This is a genomic window from Urechidicola vernalis, assembly GCF_031846385.1.
Lineage (GTDB): Bacteria > Bacteroidota > Bacteroidia > Flavobacteriales > Flavobacteriaceae > Urechidicola > Urechidicola vernalis.
Genome location: NZ_JAVRHV010000006.1, coordinates 130,128 through 148,688, shown reverse-complemented (window position 1 = coordinate 148,688; position 18,561 = coordinate 130,128). Strand labels below are relative to the sequence as shown.

19 protein-coding genes are annotated in these 18,561 nt (G+C 34.1%); 4 read left to right on the top strand and 15 right to left on the bottom strand.

The features are described 5' to 3' along the window. Positions 1-111 precede the first annotated feature (111 nt). Positions 112-2,250, top strand: a complete 2,139-nt coding sequence (locus tag RM519_RS11765) for a cation:dicarboxylate symporter family transporter (protein ID WP_311594011.1) — start codon at positions 112-114, stop codon at positions 2,248-2,250. Position 2,251: 1 nt separating this feature from the next. Here the strand turns inward: RM519_RS11765 and RM519_RS11760 are convergent, their stop codons facing one another. Together RM519_RS11760 and RM519_RS11755 are read right to left on the bottom strand one after the other, a co-directional pair. Then, positions 2,252-2,704, bottom strand: a complete 453-nt coding sequence (locus tag RM519_RS11760) for a heavy metal-binding domain-containing protein (RefSeq protein WP_311594010.1) — start codon at positions 2,702-2,704, stop codon at positions 2,252-2,254. Between the two features lie 45 nt (positions 2,705-2,749). Next, positions 2,750-3,517 (bottom strand): hypothetical protein, encoded by a 768-nt coding sequence (locus RM519_RS11755; RefSeq protein ID WP_311594009.1) that lies wholly within the window; start codon positions 3,515-3,517, stop codon positions 2,750-2,752. Positions 3,518-3,821: 304 nt separating this feature from the next. Between RM519_RS11755 and RM519_RS11750 the strand changes: the two genes are divergently transcribed. After that, positions 3,822-4,235 carry a nuclear transport factor 2 family protein gene (locus RM519_RS11750; protein ID WP_311594008.1) on the top strand — a complete coding sequence of 138 codons (414 nt, stop codon included), beginning with the start codon at positions 3,822-3,824 and terminating at the stop codon, positions 4,233-4,235. Positions 4,236-4,369: 134 nt separating this feature from the next. Here RM519_RS11750 and lpdA read toward each other — a convergent pair whose 3' ends face one another. The 3 genes from lpdA to RM519_RS11735 form a co-directional block, all read right to left on the bottom strand. Continuing rightward, positions 4,370-5,758 carry a dihydrolipoyl dehydrogenase gene (gene lpdA, locus RM519_RS11745; RefSeq protein ID WP_311594007.1) on the bottom strand — a complete coding sequence of 463 codons (1,389 nt, stop codon included), beginning with the start codon at positions 5,756-5,758 and terminating at the stop codon, positions 4,370-4,372. A 177-nt stretch (positions 5,759-5,935) separates the two neighbouring features. Further along, entirely contained in the window at positions 5,936-7,711 is a 1,776-nt protein-coding gene (gene argS / locus RM519_RS11740) for an arginine--tRNA ligase (RefSeq protein ID WP_311594006.1), read from the bottom strand. Between the two features lie 70 nt (positions 7,712-7,781). Further along, the gene (locus tag RM519_RS11735) at positions 7,782-8,951 is read right to left on the bottom strand and encodes a PHP domain-containing protein (protein WP_311594005.1); all 1,170 of its coding nucleotides are present in this window, start codon (positions 8,949-8,951) and stop codon (positions 7,782-7,784) included. Positions 8,952-9,005: 54 nt separating this feature from the next. On the opposite strand from RM519_RS11735, the gene RM519_RS11730 reads away from it, so the two are divergent. Continuing rightward, a complete protein-coding gene (locus tag RM519_RS11730) occupies positions 9,006-9,506 on the top strand; it encodes a YkgJ family cysteine cluster protein (protein ID WP_432280186.1) in 501 nt (166 codons plus the stop codon). A 6-nt stretch (positions 9,507-9,512) separates the two neighbouring features. Here the strand turns inward: RM519_RS11730 and RM519_RS11725 are convergent, their stop codons facing one another. The 4 genes from RM519_RS11725 to RM519_RS11710 all read right to left on the bottom strand — a co-directional run bounded on the left by RM519_RS11725 (position 9,513) and on the right by RM519_RS11710 (position 13,454). Then, the gene (locus RM519_RS11725; protein ID WP_311594004.1) at positions 9,513-10,586 is read right to left on the bottom strand and encodes a serine hydrolase domain-containing protein; all 1,074 of its coding nucleotides are present in this window, start codon (positions 10,584-10,586) and stop codon (positions 9,513-9,515) included. A gap of 4 nt (positions 10,587-10,590) precedes the next feature. Then, on the bottom strand, positions 10,591-11,400 hold the full coding sequence (locus RM519_RS11720) for a hypothetical protein (RefSeq protein WP_311594003.1): 810 nt from the start codon (positions 11,398-11,400) through the stop codon (positions 10,591-10,593). Between the two features lie 14 nt (positions 11,401-11,414). Continuing rightward, a complete protein-coding gene (locus RM519_RS11715) occupies positions 11,415-12,125 on the bottom strand; it encodes a DUF2490 domain-containing protein (RefSeq protein WP_311594002.1) in 711 nt (236 codons plus the stop codon). A gap of 135 nt (positions 12,126-12,260) precedes the next feature. Next, positions 12,261-13,454: an exo-beta-N-acetylmuramidase NamZ family protein gene (locus tag RM519_RS11710; RefSeq protein WP_432280185.1), complete on the bottom strand. Its 1,194-nt coding sequence runs from the start codon at positions 13,452-13,454 to the stop codon at positions 12,261-12,263. 8 nt (positions 13,455-13,462) lie between these two features. On the opposite strand from RM519_RS11710, the gene RM519_RS11705 reads away from it, so the two are divergent. After that, positions 13,463-14,698 carry an ABC transporter permease gene (locus RM519_RS11705; RefSeq protein WP_311594001.1) on the top strand — a complete coding sequence of 412 codons (1,236 nt, stop codon included), beginning with the start codon at positions 13,463-13,465 and terminating at the stop codon, positions 14,696-14,698. On the opposite strand, the gene RM519_RS11700 is transcribed toward RM519_RS11705, so the two are convergent. The 6 genes from RM519_RS11700 to RM519_RS11675 all read right to left on the bottom strand — a co-directional run bounded on the left by RM519_RS11700 (position 14,685) and on the right by RM519_RS11675 (position 18,557). Continuing rightward, the gene (locus RM519_RS11700; protein ID WP_311594000.1) at positions 14,685-15,041 is read right to left on the bottom strand and encodes a hypothetical protein; all 357 of its coding nucleotides are present in this window, start codon (positions 15,039-15,041) and stop codon (positions 14,685-14,687) included. The two genes, RM519_RS11705 and RM519_RS11700, sit on opposite strands and share 14 nt — an antisense overlap. 3 nt (positions 15,042-15,044) lie before the next feature. Then, positions 15,045-15,395 carry a phage holin family protein gene (locus tag RM519_RS11695; RefSeq protein WP_311593999.1) on the bottom strand — a complete coding sequence of 117 codons (351 nt, stop codon included), beginning with the start codon at positions 15,393-15,395 and terminating at the stop codon, positions 15,045-15,047. A gap of 8 nt (positions 15,396-15,403) precedes the next feature. Then, on the bottom strand, positions 15,404-15,739 hold the full coding sequence (locus RM519_RS11690) for a YtxH domain-containing protein (RefSeq protein ID WP_311593998.1): 336 nt from the start codon (positions 15,737-15,739) through the stop codon (positions 15,404-15,406). 159 nt (positions 15,740-15,898) lie between these two features. Further along, positions 15,899-16,765 carry a lipoyl synthase gene (gene lipA, locus RM519_RS11685; RefSeq protein WP_311593997.1) on the bottom strand — a complete coding sequence of 289 codons (867 nt, stop codon included), beginning with the start codon at positions 16,763-16,765 and terminating at the stop codon, positions 15,899-15,901. 23 nt (positions 16,766-16,788) lie between these two features. After that, positions 16,789-18,003 carry an Nramp family divalent metal transporter gene (locus tag RM519_RS11680; protein ID WP_311593996.1) on the bottom strand — a complete coding sequence of 405 codons (1,215 nt, stop codon included), beginning with the start codon at positions 18,001-18,003 and terminating at the stop codon, positions 16,789-16,791. Continuing rightward, a complete protein-coding gene (locus tag RM519_RS11675; RefSeq protein ID WP_311593995.1) occupies positions 18,000-18,557 on the bottom strand; it encodes an RNA polymerase sigma factor in 558 nt (185 codons plus the stop codon). Before RM519_RS11675 ends, RM519_RS11680 begins: the two co-directional genes overlap by 4 nt. Positions 18,558-18,561: the final 4 nt, after the last annotated feature.

Here is an 18,561-nt window from a genome sequence, read left to right as displayed (position 1 = left end):
ATCAAGAAAAAGTTAGGTAATGAAGAAGCCCTATTCAATTTGTTTCGTTGTTATATTAGATTTCAATTCCATATCTCAAAGATTGTATTAAATTTATAGAAAAATACTTCTATGAGTTTATCTAAGAAAATCATTATTGGTCTATTGGCAGGTATTGCAGTTGGTCTTTTTTTTGGTGAATATGTTTCTTTTTTTCAAATAATTGGTGATGGTTTTGTTGGCTTACTGCAAATGACGGTCTTGCCTTATATCATGGTATCCATTATTGCAAATCTTGGCCGTATGTCTTTGTCAGAAGGCCGCACCATGGTTTTTAATGGTTTAAAAGTGTTGTTTTTATTACTGGGGATAGGTGTAGTGGCATTAGTGCTATTGCCATTGGCTTTGCCTAGTTGGTCAGCCTCTACCTTTTTTAAACCTTCAATTGTTGCTGTAGAGGCGCCTCTTAATTTTTTAGAATTATACATTCCATCGAATCCTTTTGGTTCTATGGCTAATAATATTGTACCAGCAGTTGTGTTATTTAGTATTTTCTTAGGGATAGGATTAAGTAGGATAGAAGAGAAAAAGAATTTATTGCATAGCATGGATGTGATTGCAGATGCTTTGAATCATATCAATAAAATGGTTATTAAAATGACTCCATACGGAGTTTTTGCCATCGCGGCCTACAATGCAGGTACTATGAGTTTTGAAGAAATTCAACGTTTACATGCCTATATTATCATTTACAGTATCGCAGTTTTGTTACTCGGGTTTTATTGGCTTCCATTATTAGTTCAAACTACCACCGGAATTTCTCCAAAGGCATTATTTAAAGCAACAAAAAGTACGCTGTTAACTATTTTTGCAACAGGTAAAATAATTGTGGTTTTACCGCAATTAATTGATGATGTAAAGCAATTATTGGCATTTAATGGCATGAATCATGAAGACAGGGCCAAAGCAGATCTTATGATGCCATTAGCATATCCTTTTCCCAATTTGGGGACTTTTGTCATTTTTGTCTTTGTACCTTTTACTGCTTGGTATATGGGCAGTTCTTTCAGTTTAATAGAGAATGGAACTTTTGTAGGTGCCACTTTACTAAGTAGTTTCGTAGCACCGGTTACCGGAATTCCGTTTTTGTTAGATTTAATGAAACTACCACAAGAAATGTTTCAACTATTTGTAATTTCTAGTGTGTATACCGATAGAATAAGAGTGGTTTTAGGGGCAATTCATTTGGTTGTTTTAACAATTATTTCGGTTAAAATGACCGTAAGTAGTGTTCAAATATTATGGCCAAAATTAATTAGAGGAATTGTTATTGGTGCTGTTTCAACTATTGTAGCACTAATTGGAACTCGTTTTTATTTGGGTTATGCCCTTGGAAAAAGTGAGCAGTATGAGAGTTTTATTGAAATGCGCTTGACCAAAGACTTTAAAAAGGGACAAATTAAAGAAGTAAGCACTTTGCTTAATGATTCTACTTCGACAAGATCTTACAATCAAATTAATACAATTAAACAACGCGGTAAATTAAGAGTAGGGTATGTTGCAAATGGTTTGCCATTCGCGTTTAAAAACGAGGAAGCAGAATTGGTTGGGTTCGACGCAGAAATGGCGTATATCTTAGCACAAGAATTGAATGTTGAGCCGGAATTTTATAGAGTAACACGTTCGCAAATGAGACCACTTTTAGCAAAAGGTCAATTAGATATTGTAATGTCTGGTTTGGTGGCCACTACCGATGGTTTAAATTCATTTACACTTTCCGACACTTATTTAGACCAAACGGTTGCATTTATTGTTCCAGACCATAACAGAACATTATTTAAATCGAGAGAAAGTATATTGAGTCAAACCGATTTAAAAATAGGGTATACCAACCCGTATTTTGAAAATAAAATCAAGGCGTTTATACCAAATGCTGAATTGGTAAAAATGAATTCACCACGTCCATACTTTAAAGGTGAGACAGATGATATGGATGCTATCATATTTTCAGCAGAAGCGGGTTCTGCATGGACCATCATTTATCCGTCATTTAATATTTCTGTACTTCAACCAGATATGGTAAAAATACCAACAGCATATCCAATGGTAAAAGATAGTAGTTGGCAACTTTTTGTAAATACTTGGTTAGAGTTGAAACAAAAAGATGGCACTATAGATCGTTTGTTTAAACATTGGATAGAAGGTCAAGGTTCTGAATTGAAAGAACCTAGATGGTCAGTAATGAAAGATGTTTTACACTGGGTAGATTAATCTAACTATGATAGGCCGCATTATGCGCTAAGGCATTGCCACAATTTGAGCAATTTCCTGCCGCATCACCTCCGCCAGCACATCCATTTGAACAAGTGTAATGCCACTGCCCATTTGCATTTGGCCCACTTGTAGTGGTAGGTGTGTTTGGAGTAATTGGTGTCGCTGGACTCGTATTCGGAGTTGTGTGGAAGCCTTGATTGTGTGCCATTTCAGTTTCACAAACTGGGCATTTTCCTGCGGCAGGTCCGTTTCCGTTAATACAGTTTTTTGGGCATATATAATGTGGTCCACCAATAACATTTAAAGCAGTTGATGCTCCTGCTCCAGGTAATGGAGGTATCGGACGTTCGTTTAAAGGTACGTCTTGAATAGGAGTTGCAGTAGATTTTTTGTTTTCACTTTTACAAGAAACTAAAAGAAGTAACGCAATTATTGGAATAAAATATTTCATGGGTTTGATTTTAATGCCAAATATAAGTAAATCAGGTGATATTGTTTATTCAACTGAAATACCCAAAAATTTATTGGGTAATTTTTCTATAATAATTAAATTTTTTGGTAGAACAACTTTTAACGCAGTCTTTTCAGTGGAGATTAAAAGACCAAATGTTTTCGACGTAGTCGTCTCTTTTTTAGATTGTTTTCCCTTTTTGTTAAGAGAAAATACATTTATACTATCAATCTTTATTTCTTCGTTTTGATACGTATCTCTTTTGTTTTGTGTAAATTCAATTGTTTTACCAACGGAGCTAATTACTTTAAAATTGAAAGGTAGTTTTGTTTGTGAGTATTCGTATGGATGACCAATTCCTGCCATTTTGAAAGGGGTAAAAAGGTCAATATCATCTTTTTGAATTTCCAATTTATAATTGCCAACAATATTATTTTCAGAGTTGTAAATATAATAGTTTATAAATGTTTTATTTTTTTTATATGTAGGCTCAGAGAAGGATGATAACATGTTTCTGTAATAATAGTCCCATTTGATTGAGTTCACATAAACCAACCTTAACGAGTCTTTTGGTTTTATAGTGAAATTGTGGATAAAGTTTCTCTTTTTGTCAAAGATTTGTGCCCATAAACCACGGGAATTGTTTTTGATTTTTAACGTGTAGGAATAATCATTTGTATTAAACAAATTAATTCTTTCATCCGACTTAAAATGTTTTCTTTTCCATTCACTTTTGTGAACAAGATTAAAGTCATACTGTTGTGCAAATGAGTTTATACATAAAAACACAGTAATTAAAAGTTTGTATTTCATTAGGATTGTAATAATTATTTAATCTCCCGCTATAGGTGAGCCAAAAATTCCCACAGCCATTTCTATCCATAGTAATACAACTATAATGATGACAACGGCAATGAAAACCTTTTTACGAGTTAATTTCATAAGTATAAATAGATTTGATATAAAATTAAGATTTTTTTTGAATATCGCCTTTTGTATAATGATCTCTATGCTTTCTATCTTATTTCTGATTTTACATATATTAACAAAACATTAGTACCAATATGTTTTATGAAAATTGATGATTCTTTAATTTCGATTTACTAAAACGTAACTTATGAAAAATACAATTTTACTATTCGCACTTTTTTTATCCGGTTCAATTATTGCTCAGAATGTGAGTGATAAAGAGGCTGTTGAAGAAAGGATCAATAATTATTTTGAAGGAAGTAGAACGGATAACCCTGAATTGCTTAAAAAAGCCTTTCATCCGAATGCTACATTGAAATTTATCGGTGATGATGGAACTTATAAAATGATTCCTATTCAAAAGTTTTTCGGTTTTTTCACCAATTCAAAAACTAGAGAATTTGAAAGTAAGATATACTATATAGATATTTCAGAAACTGCCGCAAACGTGAAACTTTCAACAAAATATGAAACCTATGAGTATATTGATTACATGAATATGCTAAAGACTAAAGAAGGCTGGAAAATTGTAAGTAAGATTTCACATAAAGAAGTTTTTTAAGATATAGTTCCTTACAGATAATTACTTTGATTAAATAAGAAAGCCCAAGCATTTGCTTGGGCTTTCTAAATATATAGATTTTAATAATTGGAAGAGATTTCTCGTCTATGCTCGAAATGACATTACTTCCTTTATTATAAGTGAATCACTTCATCATAAGCATCTGCAACTGCTTCCATCACAGCCTCACTCATTGTAGGGTGTGGGTGAATTGCTTTTAATACTTCGTGCCCAGTTGTTTCTAATTTACGCGCAACAACCGCTTCAGCAATCATATCTGTAACTCCAGCGCCAATCATATGGCAGCCTAACCATTCGCCATATTTAGCGTCAAAGATTACCTTTACAAATCCATCAGGCGTCCCAGCTGCTTTTGCTTTACCAGAGGCAGAGAAAGGGAATTTTCCAACCTTTAAATCGTATCCCGCTTCTATCGCTTTTTCTTCAGTTAAACCAACGCTTGCAATTTCAGGTGTAGCATATGTACAACCTGGTACATTTCCGTAATCAATTGCATCTACGTGTAACCCTGCTAATTTCTCAACACAAGTAATTCCTTCAGCAGAAGCAACGTGTGCTAATGCTTGTCCTGGAACAACATCACCAATAGCATAGTATCCAGGGATATTAGTTTGGTAAAAATCGTTTACTAAGATTTTATCTCTGTCAACTACAATTCCAACATCTTCCAATCCAATGTTTTCAATGTTTGATTTAATTCCTACTGCCGATAATAAAATATCCGCTTCTAAAGTTTGTTCTCCTTTTTTTGTTTTAACGGTTGCAACAACGCCGGCACCAGAAGTATCAACAGATTCAACAGAAGAATTTGTCATTACTTTAATCCCCGATTTCTTTAAAGAACGCTCAAATTGCTTCGAGATATCTTTGTCTTCAACAGGAACTACATTCGGCATAAATTCAACTATTGTTACTTCTGTACCCATAGAATTATAGAAATGTGCGAATTCAACTCCAATAGCACCAGAACCAACTACAATCATTTTCTTTGGTTGCTCTGGTAGGGTCATTGCTTGGCGGTATCCAATTACTTTTTTACCATCTTGTGGTAAGTTTGGTAATTCACGGCTACGTGCACCCGTTGCAATAATAATATTGTCTGCGCTATATTCAGTAACTTTACCATCGGCATCTGTAACATCCACTTTTTTACCCGTTTTAATTTTACCAAAACCTTCAATTACATCAATTTTGTTTTTCTTCATTAAGAACTGAACACCCTTGCTCATTCCATCTGCAACACCACGACTACGCTTAATTACTGCAGAAAAATCTTTATCGATTGCTTCTGCTTTTAAACCGTACTCATCAACATGCTTTAAGTAATCGTATACCTGTGCACTTTTTAACAAGGCTTTTGTTGGGATACATCCCCAGTTTAAACAAATACCCCCTAAGTTTTCCTTTTCTACGATGGCTACTTTAAAACCTAACTGTGAGGCTCTTATTCCTGTAACGTATCCTCCTGGTCCACTTCCTATAATGATGATGTCGTATTTCATTCTATGTTGATTTTTAATATTGTTTTTCGTTTTGCAAAAATACGGAATAAATCAGTATTTTTTATTGTTTAATAATGTCATTCTGAGTGTAACGAAGAATCTAAATATTGGTTAAGATTCTTCACGGCATCTTTAAAATTTGTTCAGAATGACAGTCTTTATGGTTTTGCCTTGCGACTACATTCTTTCAGGAACATCAATCCCTAATAAACCAAACGCTGTTTTAATGACGTCTGCTACTTTTTTAGACAAACGTGTTCTGAATACTTTTTCTACTTCAACGGTACTCCCTAAAATTGGTACAGTTTGATAGAATGAATTGTACTCTTTTACCAAATCATAAGTGTAATTCGCAATCAATGCCGGACTATGGTTTTTAGCTGCATTTTGAATTACTTCAGGAAACTGTTGCAATAACTTAATCACTTCTTTTTCCTTTGGGTGAAGAGATACTTCACTATCGTTCAGTATGACATCGAAATTGAAATCTGCTTTTCGTAATATAGATTGAATTCTTGCGTATGTGTATTGAATAAAAGGGCCTGTATTTCCTTGAAAATCAATCGATTCTTTTGGGTCGAATAAGATTCGTTTTTTAGGATCTACCTTTAAGATGTAATATTTTAAAGCACCTAATCCTATGGTTCTGTATAAGGCTTCTTTTTCTTCGTTTGAATATCCTTCTAATTTCCCTAATTCTTCAGAAATAGAACGCGCCGTATTTACCATTTCAACAATTAAATCATCAGCATCTACTACAGTTCCTTCTCTAGACTTCATTTTACCTGAAGGTAAATCTACCATACCGTAGGATAAATGGAAGCAGTTTTCTGCCCAATCAAACCCTAATTTTTTAAGGATTAGAAATAGTACTTTAAAATGGTAATCTTGCTCATTACCAACAGTATATGTTAAAGCGTCTAGATCAAAATCTTTAAAACGCTCAATGGCTGTTCCAATATCTTGCGTCATATAAACCGCAGTTCCATCAGAACGTAACACAATTTTTTCATCCAAGCCTTCATCGGTTAAATCGATCCAAACCGAGCCATCTTCTTTTTTGAAGAATACCCCGCGCTCTAATCCGTCGGAAACCACATCTTTTCCTAATAAATAAGTGTTGCTTTCGTAATAGTTTTTATCAAAATCAACGCCTAATTCTTTGTAAGTAGCATCAAAACCAGCATACACCCATTGGTTCATTTCTTTCCAAAGCGCCACTACTTTATCATCTCCCGCTTCCCATTTACGCAGCATTTCTTGTGCTTCGAGTAGGAGTGGAGCGTTTTTTTTAGTTTCCTCTTCCGTTGCGCCATCGGCTATTAAATTGGCAATTTCCTTTTTGTATTCTTGGTCAAACTTTACATAATAGTTTCCAACCAATTTATCACCTTTTAATCCTGTGCTTTCTGGAGTTTCACCATTTCCAAACTTTTCCCAAGCCAACATAGATTTACAAATATGAATTCCACGGTCATTGATAATTTGAGTCTTGTATACTTTTTTACCAGAAGCGGCAATAATTTCAGCAACAGAAAAGCCTAATAAATTATTTCTGATATGTCCCAAATGCAATGGTTTGTTCGTGTTAGGAGATGAGTACTCCACCATTTCGGCTTTTTCATTAGCATTTGGTGCAATTACACCAAACGAATCATTTGAATAGATTTCGTTGAACCCGTTGATAAAAGAAGCATTAGATATAACTAAGTTTAAAAAGCCTTTTACAACATTAAAATCAGCTACTTCACCTACATTTTCTTTTAGGTACTCACCAATATTTGTTCCTATCTGAACCGGGTTTCCTTTTACATGCCTTAAAAAAGCAAAAACGACAATGGTAATATCTCCTTCAAAATCTTTACGTGTTGCTTGAAATTCAACCGAAGGAATTTCTACATCATAAATGGTTTTAAAAGCATCTTTTACTGCTAACTCAATCTTTTGCTGCATGTTTTAAGGTCTAAAAAATGAGCTGCAAATTTAAGAATAAAAGAGGGATAATTAGAATTAAAGATTCTAATTATTTAACAAGAACGGGTTGGGTCCAAGCTTGGGCTGTTTCGCCTTCTTTGTATGGGTTCTTTATTTTGTACGTCGAGTTGATTTTTGCTCTCACAAATACATCATTATTTTGAAATGAATAACGTGCATTTGTACCGTTCGTTTTTGACAATTCAATTACTTTATCAGTTCCTTTTTTTAAGCCATAAAAGATAATTTCATAATTATTTCCTGGCACTTTTTCTATGGCAATAGAATATTCACTTTTACTTACGCTAACAGTACTTAATGTTACTCCACTTGAAGCGTAAAACAGTCCCTTTTCCATAGCTGTGATAATGGCATTTGGTTCATTGTCTATTGTGTTAACCATAATCCACCCGCGCCCAGTATTGCTCAATTCTGGAGCAAATTTATGATAATGATGGCTGTCATCGGTGCCGATACCATAGAGTAGCGGTTTCCCTTGTTTGTAATAAGAAACATTAATAATGTCCCACATTTCTTCAATGCTCATATGCTCATGATCACCTTCATTATGAACAGCTGGATGCCCGTTATACACCTCAAAAAACTGTTCACCTGTTAACTTTTTCATGTCTTCAGCGGTAATTCCATATCCAAAATTAGGGTGGTTGATATGCGCAATCATAGGAGTATTGGTTTTCTCTCTTTGCTCATGCACATGATCTAAGGTTTTTTGCATTACTTCTACAACAGAATTCCCTGTAAAAGGAGGAATGTATTCTTGTAGATTAGAAACATTAATATGGATGGGTTTTTTTTGAAAACTAGAAGTTACTTCTTCCGATTTTATAATGGTGAATTTACCTACCGTTTCCATTTTGTTTTTGTATTCTTTGTATGTCTTTAATCTAACGTAGGTTTCATTTAAACTATCCTTAGCCTCAACCCAATCTCCAAAGGTGGTTTTGTATTTTAGAAGTGTCTTGTTTTTAACTTCTCTATCCTTCATTTTTATCCATCTTATTTCATCTGCTATCGTGTTATGATCCGAAATGGCAACAAACTGATATCCATTGTCTTTGTACCATTTGATAATCATTTCTGGAAAATCGTCACCATCGCTCCATAGAGAGTGGGTATGTAGGTTTCCTTTAAGCCAATTTTGTTGTGCAAATGAGCAAAAACAAAAGAAGAAAATGCATAGTTTAGTTATAAGTTTCATGATTAAGTTAGATTAGGTAGGACTAAGTTACAATTTTGATTTTATATTTGTAGTATGATAAAACCTACGCCAGAAGAATTACCAAAATTAGCAGCCGAGACGCACGCAGAAACTAAAAAATACTTTCAACGCTTAAAAAAGCGTCAGCGAAAAAGGTTAGATCCATTGATGCAAGAATTGCATAAAGAGGAGTTTGCAAAGACAGATTGCATGGATTGCGGTAATTGTTGTAAAACATCAAGTCCTATCGTAACTGAAAAAGATATTCAGCGTATTTCTAAGCATTTACGTATGAAAGAAGTAGATTTTATAAAGCAATATTTAGAACGAGACGGTGACGACTTTTATGTGATGCAAACCGTGCCTTGTACTTTTTTAGATACAGATAATTCTTGTTTTATCTACGATGTAAGGCCAAAAGCATGTAGGGAATATCCACATACAGATAGGCGAAAGTTTATTCAGATTACCGATCTTACCTTAAAAAATATTGAAATCTGTCCGGCTGCTTATAATATTGTTGAAGCGCTGAAGGAGCAGTTTCCAATGAGATAGAATTGGTTATAAAACAAACACACCTTCCAATTCACCCACTAGTTTGCGAATATTTACACTCGATAGATTGGTTAGAATTGTAATGACGAGATCTTTTTCGGGATAGATGAGGAGCATTGTAGTTGCTCCCATACCGCCACCAGAGTGAGAATAGCGTAGTGTATTGTTTGCTACAGTTAACACTCCAATACCAACTCCATATTTAGTTTTAGTGCCATCATTTTTCAGTAAAGGTGTTACAATATCTTGTTTTGTTTCTTCTGATATAATATTTGGATTGATAAACTCCTGTCCGAACTTCACTAAATCTTCAGAGGTTGAAATGAAACCACCACCTGCAACTTTAAATTCGTTGTTTACTTGTGGTCCAACTTCAATTTTACCATTTTGTTTGATATAAAATTTAGTTCTATTCGGCATATCGATATCGGAAATTCCAATTTCGGTAGCGGACATTTTTAAAGGCGAGAAAACTTTTCTTTTCATAAACTGATTGAATTCTTCACCTTCAGCATTTTGCACCACAACACTTAATAAATTCCAACCATATGTACTGTATTTATATTCAGAACCTGGTTCAAATAGTAAAGGATCATCTTTAAAAATAGCTAAGCCTTCAACAATATCCATTTTTTTATTCATCAGGAACTCATCTTTTTTATAATGTCGAATACCAGCGATATGCCCGGCAACCTGACGAACTGTAAAATCATATTTTTTCTTAGGGTAATCTGGAATGTATGCATAGACGCTCGCATCGAAATCAAGTCTGTTTTCATCAACTAATATGCCCATGCCTAACGCAGTTAGCGTTTTTGAAATACTTGCAATTCTAAATTGCGTGGTAGCTGGATCTACTTTTTTATTGTTTTCTACATCCATAAAACCAAAACCTTGAGACCATATGAGTTTTTTGCCTTTGGAAACCGAAATGGCCATTCCTGGAATTTGTTCTTCAACTAAAAAATCATTTACAATTTTTTGAGCTTGACTAATTTGTTCTTTCTGCTGACTGAAAACTTGAAGAGAACAGCCTAGAATAATTAGTGCGGATAAAAACTTATTGATGCTATTTTTCATAATATTATAATTTAAATGTGACTCCAATCAATGGGCCTAATACATTTACGGTTGTTTCTAACTCAGTTTCTCCAGCACCGTCGGTTCGGTTGTATCTAAAGTTTCGAAACCCCGCATTGATCATGATTAAATCTGAAACTAAAAAAGAATTGGAATAAGTGAAGTCATAAGAGAAGTCGTTCGATTTGCCTATACCAAAACCACCACTAGAAGCAGAAACGCCAAGTAATACTTTTTTACTCAATACAAATCTAAAATTAACACCGATCATTAAATCCCACCAACGTTGAATTTCATCAATGTTACCTTCCGTTATAATAGTGTCTCCTATACCCAATTTATAACCAATACCTAAGTCATTACGCCAATATTTTGTGCCTGCGTTTACATTTAAAGACCAACCTTTCAAAACTTCATCTTCATCAAATTGAAAATTTTCATAGACATTATATCCCAATCGTAAATCTAAAATGGTCTGTACAATTTTTAAATCGATGTTTAAAACCTCAGAACTATCATCATAACCTAAATGGGCAAATGTACCATCAACTAACGCCGTCCATTTTTTATATCGTACGGCTCCAATTAGTTGAAATCCGCTATTTGTTATGGAACTAAGATCATTAAAAGAAGATCTGATTTTTTCACCACCTACATCGGTAGATTGTGCAGCAAACATAACATAAGGTGCTATGGCAAAACCCCAATCTTTTTGTTTATCCGTAGGTACAAAATCTGCAGAAGTACCTTGCGCCTGTGTCATTTGAATAAATAAAAATAATACAGGTATTAAAGCGATGCGTTTTGCTTTCATAAAATAAAAAGAATTTACAAAGTAAAATACTTTGCAGGTAAATATTTGTAATCTCTACTGATGTTAATAATTAATGAAAGAGAGAAGACTCCTACATTGGTATAGTCATTGGTTTTCTCGTTTATTAATCCATAGAAGTACCCTATATTAACTGAATGGGCTTTGTTTATAACGTAGGCAGCACTTACTCCGGTTCTTAGACCTAAAAAGCCATTGAATTCTTCTCCAAATTCAAATAACCCGCCGGCTAGGGCTGTAATTACCAATTCATCATTAATTACTTTATTATAAAATGCAACATACCGCAGTCCATGAGAATTAGGTTCACCTTCAGTTCTTATGTCATATTGGTATTTAACTTGGTGAACTAATTGTGTGCGTTTCTCTTCATTGATGCTTTTGTAGATTACCCCAATTCCAGGCCTATATTCATAACGTTCTGGCTTTCTTGTAAACCTGAAATCGGGAACGATTTCCCAATTTTTTTTATACAAATAAGTCCCAGCATATTCTACCAACCAATTATCTAAGGCTCCTAAATCATCTTTGTATCGTGTTTGAAACTCTGCTGAATGACGCCATTTATCACTACTACCATACGTGAACTTATTTCCAGCAAACATCGTATTGTCCCAGTTACGGTTATTCTCTTTTTCTATTGGATTGCTTTGACTGAAGCCAATAACGGTCAGGAAAAGGAATAAAATTAGTGTGATTTTTTTCATTTGTTCGTTTTAAGCTTATCAAATATAAGAATAAAATTAATGACTCAATTTACGTATCTGAATAATGGTTCGTCGAAAAAAACCATTTAAAGCACCGTGCCTCCTCGATTTTTTCGATTTGGAATTTGAACGCATCTATCTGTATATCAGATGTTTTTCTCTAATTTGTTTAAATTTTTCGATTTCAACTTTCCAAGAACTCTCAATCTCCAGGGCAGACAAACCATTTTTCAACTGTTCTTTTAATTTTGGGGAGCCCGCATGAATTGTAAATGTTTTACCAAAAAAGGCCTCCTTATCTGGTGATTTTTGATAGGCATCGACCAACCATGTCATGTTTACTTTTGATTGTCTTGGCGTTGTACTTAGATCAACTCCGTTACATTCCTTGCCTTCATGTTTTGGATATTTAGATCCAAAATTAGGTGCTGGCGTATAAGTGAATTCAGAAATTGGAAAATTTGGAGAGCCATAGCGTTGAAATTGGAATTCAGTTCCGCGACCTGCGTTAATTGGGGTGCCTTCAAAAAAACCTAAACTAGGGTAGAGGTTAATGGATTGATCATTTGGTAAGTTCGGAGAAGGTCTTATTGGTAAATGATATTCCGAATGATGTGTGTAATTTATTAATTCAATTACAATTAAATCGCATTTAATATTGTTTTTAAGCCAACCTTCACCGTTTACCATATGTGCATATTCGCCAATGGTCATTCCATACACTAGAGGTATAGGGTGCATGCCCAGAAAACTTTTGTGTTCAGGTTTCAAAGTTGGGCCATCAATATAATGCCCGTTAGGGTTAGGCCTGTCCAATACAATAACCGGAATTCCTTGTTCAGCACAAGCCTCCATTACATTACTCATGGTAGAAATATAGGTGTAAAAACGAACCCCTACATCTTGTATATCGAACAAAACAATGTCAACACCCTCTAAAGTATCGGGTTGTGGTTTTCTGTTTTTGCCGTGTAATGAAATTATTGGAAGCCCTGTTTTGGTATCGATACCATCTTCAACATGTTCACCAGCATCTGCCTTACCTCTAAAACCATGTTCAGGTGCAAAGGCTTTTACAACATTAATGTTCAGACTCAATAGGGAGTCAATTATGTGGGTATTGCCGTTTTCTTTAAAAATAACACTCGTTTGATTAGAAACTATAGCAACTTTTTTGTTCTGCAATAACGGTAAATACGCACTTGTTCTGTTTGCAGATACAATTATTTCCTTTTCGTTTATTGCATTGCTTTGCGCACAAGAAATCATCGAAAATAGGATGAATATAACCGAAAAGAATTGTGTATTTTTGAATCGAACTTGTACCATGTTTTAATTTGAATTACGAATTATTTATTGCAAAAAGGCTAACGAAATCTGCTAAGCATAAAAGTAGTATTTCATCACCAATTATAAAAATTGCCATAGTGGCAATTTCATTGGGAATTATAATCATGATGATTGCCATTGCAACGGGTATTGGTTTGCAAGATAAAATTAGAGATAAGGTTGCCGGGTTTAATGGGCATGTTCAAATTACCAATTTCGACAATAACAATTCTGAAATAACCTTAGTACCGGTGTCTGCGGAGCAATCTTTTTACCCAGATTTTAATTTGGTAGATGGAATTAGGCATATACAAGCCTATGCTACAAAACCTGCAATTATTAAAACGGAAACTGATTTTGAAGGTGTTGTTGTAAAAGGAGTAGGGCAAGAGTACGATTGGCAATTTTTACAAGAGTATTTGGTAGAAGGTGCATTACCTGTATTTGGAGATGAATATAGTGAGGAGGTACTGTTGTCTGAGCATATTAGCAATCGATTGCAATTTAAAGTTGGAGACGAGTTCAATACCTTCTTTTTAAAAGAGGATATTTCAAAACCACCGAGTGTTCGAAAGTTTAAAGTGGTTGGTATTTACAATTCAGGAATGCAAGAGTTTGACGAAAGTGTTGTTTTTGCAGATCTAAAACAAATACAACGATTGAATAAATGGGATTCGAATCAGGTGGGAGGTTTTGAAATTTTTGTAAATGACTTTAACATGATTCGTTTTAAAGGGGACCAGATATACGCAGAAACACCATCTGAACTTAATACAACAACTATTTTAAGTAAATACCCTGGTATATTTGAATGGATTAAGTTGTTTGATAATAATATAGCTTTAATCATTATCATAATGATTTTAGTAGCTGGAATTAATATGATTACAGCTTTGCTTGTGCTAATTCTAGAACGAACTCAAATGATTGGGATTTTAAAATCATTGGGCAGTACTAATTGGAGCGTACGAAAACTATTCTTGTACAATGCATCTTATATTATTTTAAGAGGTTTGTTTTGGGGAAATTTAATAGGAATCAGTTTGTTGTTGATTCAACAGTATTTTGGAGTGATAACCTTAGACCCAGACACTTATTATGTGCGTGAAGCTCCTGTTTATATTAGTGTGGGATATATTGTGTTGTTAAATATTGGAACACTTTTACTGTGTTTGTTAATGTTGCTAATTCCGTCTTATATCATAACCAAAATAAGTCCAGTAAAGGCTATTAAGTTTGATTAATATCTTTTTTAAGATTTTCTTGCTGCTCTAACATTTCCTTTATTTTTCCATAAGCATAAGGAATTGTTTCTTTCAGAATTGTGAAGGCAACAAAATATTTTCGAACATACTTATTAGAAAGAAAGAAAGTACTTGCCAAACTACCTAAGGGGCTGGCTAAGACATTTTTTAAATCGAGTCCGCCTAAAGTTTCTATGATGGGTTTTTTCAATGATTTACCATCAATTATAGTGCTCGAAAACCTGAGAAGTTTATTGTCTTTAATGGCAGTCTCTACAGTTGTAATTTCTTGTTTTAACTCTTTTTTAGCCGCAATTAAATCTTGATACGTTTTAATACTCATAATTTAAGATTCTGATTCAATTGAGTTGTTTTCTTTTCCTTCAGCAGATAAAGCAGACTTTACTATCTGGTCCTTTATTTTAAGTTCTACTTTGTCTTTGCTAACAAACATGTAAATAATGAATAGTAAAGTATAAAATCCGCCTACACATGCGAAGCCAAGGGCTGTATTGTCTAGGAGTTGTCCAAGCCAAAAAGCCAAGGCAAAACTGAACATGCATAATATAAATAGTGCCAAAACAAGGAGTAGTAAAGACGTTACCAAACCAGAAGCAACGTTGGCAAAAATTCCGATCAACTCATATTTTACAAGTTGAACTCGTTTCTCTAAATACTCTTTTAAAAGATCTATCATAGCAAAATTTAAGAGTTTTCGGTATTAAGTTTATCTGCTTGTTGGCGAAGCGACTTTATTTTGTCTTCAATCTCTTGTTCCAATTTCCGAACTTTTGCAGCCACTTTTTTATATTCAGCCGATGCTTCTTCTTTTACATCACTAAATTTTTCTTTCAAATCGTCAACAACATTTTCATCCAGAGCATTAAGTTTGGCATCTAAATCTGCTTTCAATCCCTTGGTTTTGTTTTTAAGGGCTTCTCTGGTTTCTTTCCCTGATGATGGAGCGAGCATTAAACCGGCAACGGCACCTGCGGCAACTCCTATAATTAATCCTGCAAGTAAATTGGATTCTTTAGACATAGCATACAAATTAGAAAAGTAAATATAATGAATCTTTTTAAATGAAAAATGCCCTCCAGATGGAGGGCATGTAAACTAATAACTTAACTATATGTAAAATGGTCCTATGAAAAATCCATTTACTAATTAGACGCTTAAATTTGTAAAAGGTTTAATCACCTATTCCATATGTTTATGTGCTTTATAAGAAGAACGAACCAAAGCGCCACTTTCTACGTGTCTAAAGCCCATTTTCTTACCAATCTCTTCGTATTTTTTGAATTGTTCTGGAGTAATAAATTCTTTAACTGGTAAATGTTTTTTACTTGGTTGTAAGTATTGTCCAATGGTAACAATGTCTACATTTGCATCTGCCAAATCTTGCATAGATTGTATTACTTCCTCTTCAGTCTCACCAAGGCCTAACATTATTCCTGACTTTGTTCTTTTAATTCCTTGGTCTTTTAAGTATTTAAGAACTGCTAAACTTCTATCATATTTTGCTTGGATTCTAACTTCACGTGTCAATCTCCTTACGGTTTCAATATTATGAGAAACTACTTCTGGAGCAACTTCTATAATACGATCTAAGGCTTTATGGTCTTCTTGAAAATCTGGAATTAAAGTTTCTAAAGTTGTCTTTGGATTTGCACGGCGGATCGCCTTTACCGTTTCTGCCCATATAATAGAACCACCATCTTTTAAATCGTCTCTATCTACAGATGTGATGACAGCATGTTTAATGCTCATCAATTTTATAGAACGTGCAACCTTTTCTGGCTCTGCCCATTCAACTGTTTCTGGTCTTCCGGTTTTTACACCACAGAACCCACAAGAACGTGTACAAATATTTCCAAGAATCATAAAGGTAGCAGTACCTTCTCCCCAACATTCGCCCATATTAGGACAACTACCACTAGTACAAATGGTATGTAAGTCGTATTTGTTTACAAGTCCTCTTAATTCCGTGTATTTTTTACCCGTTGGTAATTTTACACGTAACCATTTAGGTTTCTTTACTTTTTCAACTGTTGAAGTCTCAGCCATCAATTAAAATTTAGATTGCAAATTTACAAATTCATTAAATACCAAACACTAAATCCAATTAAGAAAAAAATACCTAAATAACTCAGTATTTTCATCGCTAAGGAAGGACGCCATTCTTTAGGAGTGTGTTTGCTTGAAATTAGAATAAAGTTTGTAATAGCAAAGAAGGGTGCTGTTAAAAAGGATAAGACAGTAGCTACAAAAACCAACTGACTCATATTTTCCATAAAGTATTGTAAAATTAGAATGGTGCCGGCAGCAAGAAGTACGATCCAGAACCAATACCCTTTTTTAAATTTAGTAGGAAAAGACAACTCAAAAACCTTGGCTAGTGCTCTTGGTGATGCATCTAATGTTGTTAAGGTGGTACTAAACATGGTGATAAATGCTGCAATTGCAATAATGTAATAGGCCCAAGTACCTATGCTCTGTGTGTATAAGTCGATCAGTTGTTGTGCAAATCCTCCGGCACTAGCACTAAAGGTTTTTCCAGTTCCGAACATTACAAAATACCCTAACGAAACAAAACAAACTCCTAAGAATATTGTGGCGATATATCCAATGTTAAAATCTAGGATGCTTTTTTTGGTGTTAAAAGTTTTAGTTTCATTTTTCTTTTCTATTGCCCATAGTGAATGAATTACGGATAGATCTAGAGGTGAAGGCATCCAACCTAAAAATGCAATAAGAAACCCTATTTCAATGGTGCCTTTGGGTAGTATTTGAGTGAATTCTATTGGTGTTCCGGTTTTGAATCCTGCAAAAACAACCGAAGTGATTGTAGTTATAGTTAACACCACAATAATAACCTTCATCAAGTTGTCTAACAATTTATAGCGTCCGAGTATTAAAATTAAAACACAAATAACTGTAATAATAATACTCCAGTTTACAGGGTTATCAGTAATACCGAAAAGATTAATGGCCAAGCCTGCAGTAACAATTGTAACTGCAGCCTGAATGGTAAACATAGAAATAAAAGCAATTATGAAATAGGTGATAAGTACCCAGTTACCTAATTTTTTATAGCCGTCTATTAAGCTTTCTCCGGTTGCAGTGGCATACCTAGGGCCATATTGGAAAAAAGGATATTTGAATACGTGTACTATTAATAGCGCCCAGATTAGTCCATACCCATAAATAGCACCAGACTTAGTAGACATAACCAAATGAGAAACTCCAATAGAAGCGCCAGCAAAGATTAAACCCGGACCTAAGGACTTTATTTTTTGAATCATTTTGCTTTATGAATGATATCTGAGAGTAATTTTTTTGCTCGTAATAAATTTACTTTAACTGAGCTCATGGGTTCGTTCATTTTAACGGCAATTTCTTTATAACTGAGCTCTTGAAAGAAACGCAGGTTTATAATTTCTTGTTGCTTGGGTTTTAACTTTTTAATATGGCCCAATAACTCCGCTAAATTTTGGTCAATGATAATTTTATCTTCTGGAGAAGGGGCATCGTCAGAAATATGATACGCTTCAGAATTTTCTTTATTAATAGAAAGGGTTTCGTTTTTTGTACCCCTTATAGAATCGATAAAAATATTTTTTGAAATGGAGATGATCCATGTTTTGAAATTGTAATTATCGCTGTATAAGTCTATTTTGTCAAAAGCCTTGGCAAATGTTTTTATGGTAATATCTTCTGCTTCGTTTTCATTATTGGTCTTAGAAAATTGAAACCGATATACATCACTCCAATAGGTGTTTAACAATTTTTTAAAGGCACTTTCTTGTCCAAGACGTGCATTGTTTATTATTTCTTGAATTTCTTCTTTATTGGTCATAAAA

Excerpts from the sequence above, each read along its gene's own strand:
- RM519_RS11765 (WP_311594011.1), top strand. The coding sequence starts at position 112 with ATGAGTTTATCTAAGAAAATCATTATTGGTCTATTGGCAGGTATTGCA.
- RM519_RS11760 (WP_311594010.1), bottom strand. The coding sequence starts at position 2,704 with ATGAAATATTTTATTCCAATAATTGCGTTACTTCTTTTAGTTTCTTGT.
- RM519_RS11755 (WP_311594009.1), bottom strand. The coding sequence starts at position 3,517 with ATGAAATACAAACTTTTAATTACTGTGTTTTTATGTATAAACTCATTT.
- RM519_RS11750 (WP_311594008.1), top strand. The coding sequence starts at position 3,822 with ATGAAAAATACAATTTTACTATTCGCACTTTTTTTATCCGGTTCAATT.
- lpdA (WP_311594007.1), bottom strand. The coding sequence starts at position 5,758 with ATGAAATACGACATCATCATTATAGGAAGTGGACCAGGAGGATACGTT.
- argS (WP_311594006.1), bottom strand. The coding sequence starts at position 7,711 with ATGCAGCAAAAGATTGAGTTAGCAGTAAAAGATGCTTTTAAAACCATT.
- RM519_RS11735 (WP_311594005.1), bottom strand. The coding sequence starts at position 8,951 with ATGAAACTTATAACTAAACTATGCATTTTCTTCTTTTGTTTTTGCTCA.
- RM519_RS11730 (WP_432280186.1), top strand. The coding sequence starts at position 9,006 with ATGATAAAACCTACGCCAGAAGAATTACCAAAATTAGCAGCCGAGACG.
- RM519_RS11725 (WP_311594004.1), bottom strand. The coding sequence starts at position 10,586 with ATGAAAAATAGCATCAATAAGTTTTTATCCGCACTAATTATTCTAGGC.
- RM519_RS11720 (WP_311594003.1), bottom strand. The coding sequence starts at position 11,400 with ATGAAAGCAAAACGCATCGCTTTAATACCTGTATTATTTTTATTTATT.
- RM519_RS11715 (WP_311594002.1), bottom strand. The coding sequence starts at position 12,125 with ATGAAAAAAATCACACTAATTTTATTCCTTTTCCTGACCGTTATTGGC.
- RM519_RS11710 (WP_432280185.1), bottom strand. The coding sequence starts at position 13,454 with ATGGTACAAGTTCGATTCAAAAATACACAATTCTTTTCGGTTATATTC.
- RM519_RS11700 (WP_311594000.1), bottom strand. The coding sequence starts at position 15,041 with ATGAGTATTAAAACGTATCAAGATTTAATTGCGGCTAAAAAAGAGTTA.
- RM519_RS11695 (WP_311593999.1), bottom strand. The coding sequence starts at position 15,395 with ATGATAGATCTTTTAAAAGAGTATTTAGAGAAACGAGTTCAACTTGTA.
- RM519_RS11690 (WP_311593998.1), bottom strand. The coding sequence starts at position 15,739 with ATGTCTAAAGAATCCAATTTACTTGCAGGATTAATTATAGGAGTTGCC.
- lipA (WP_311593997.1), bottom strand. The coding sequence starts at position 16,765 with ATGGCTGAGACTTCAACAGTTGAAAAAGTAAAGAAACCTAAATGGTTA.
- RM519_RS11680 (WP_311593996.1), bottom strand. The coding sequence starts at position 18,003 with ATGATTCAAAAAATAAAGTCCTTAGGTCCGGGTTTAATCTTTGCTGGC.
- RM519_RS11675 (WP_311593995.1), bottom strand. The coding sequence starts at position 18,557 with ATGACCAATAAAGAAGAAATTCAAGAAATAATAAACAATGCACGTCTT.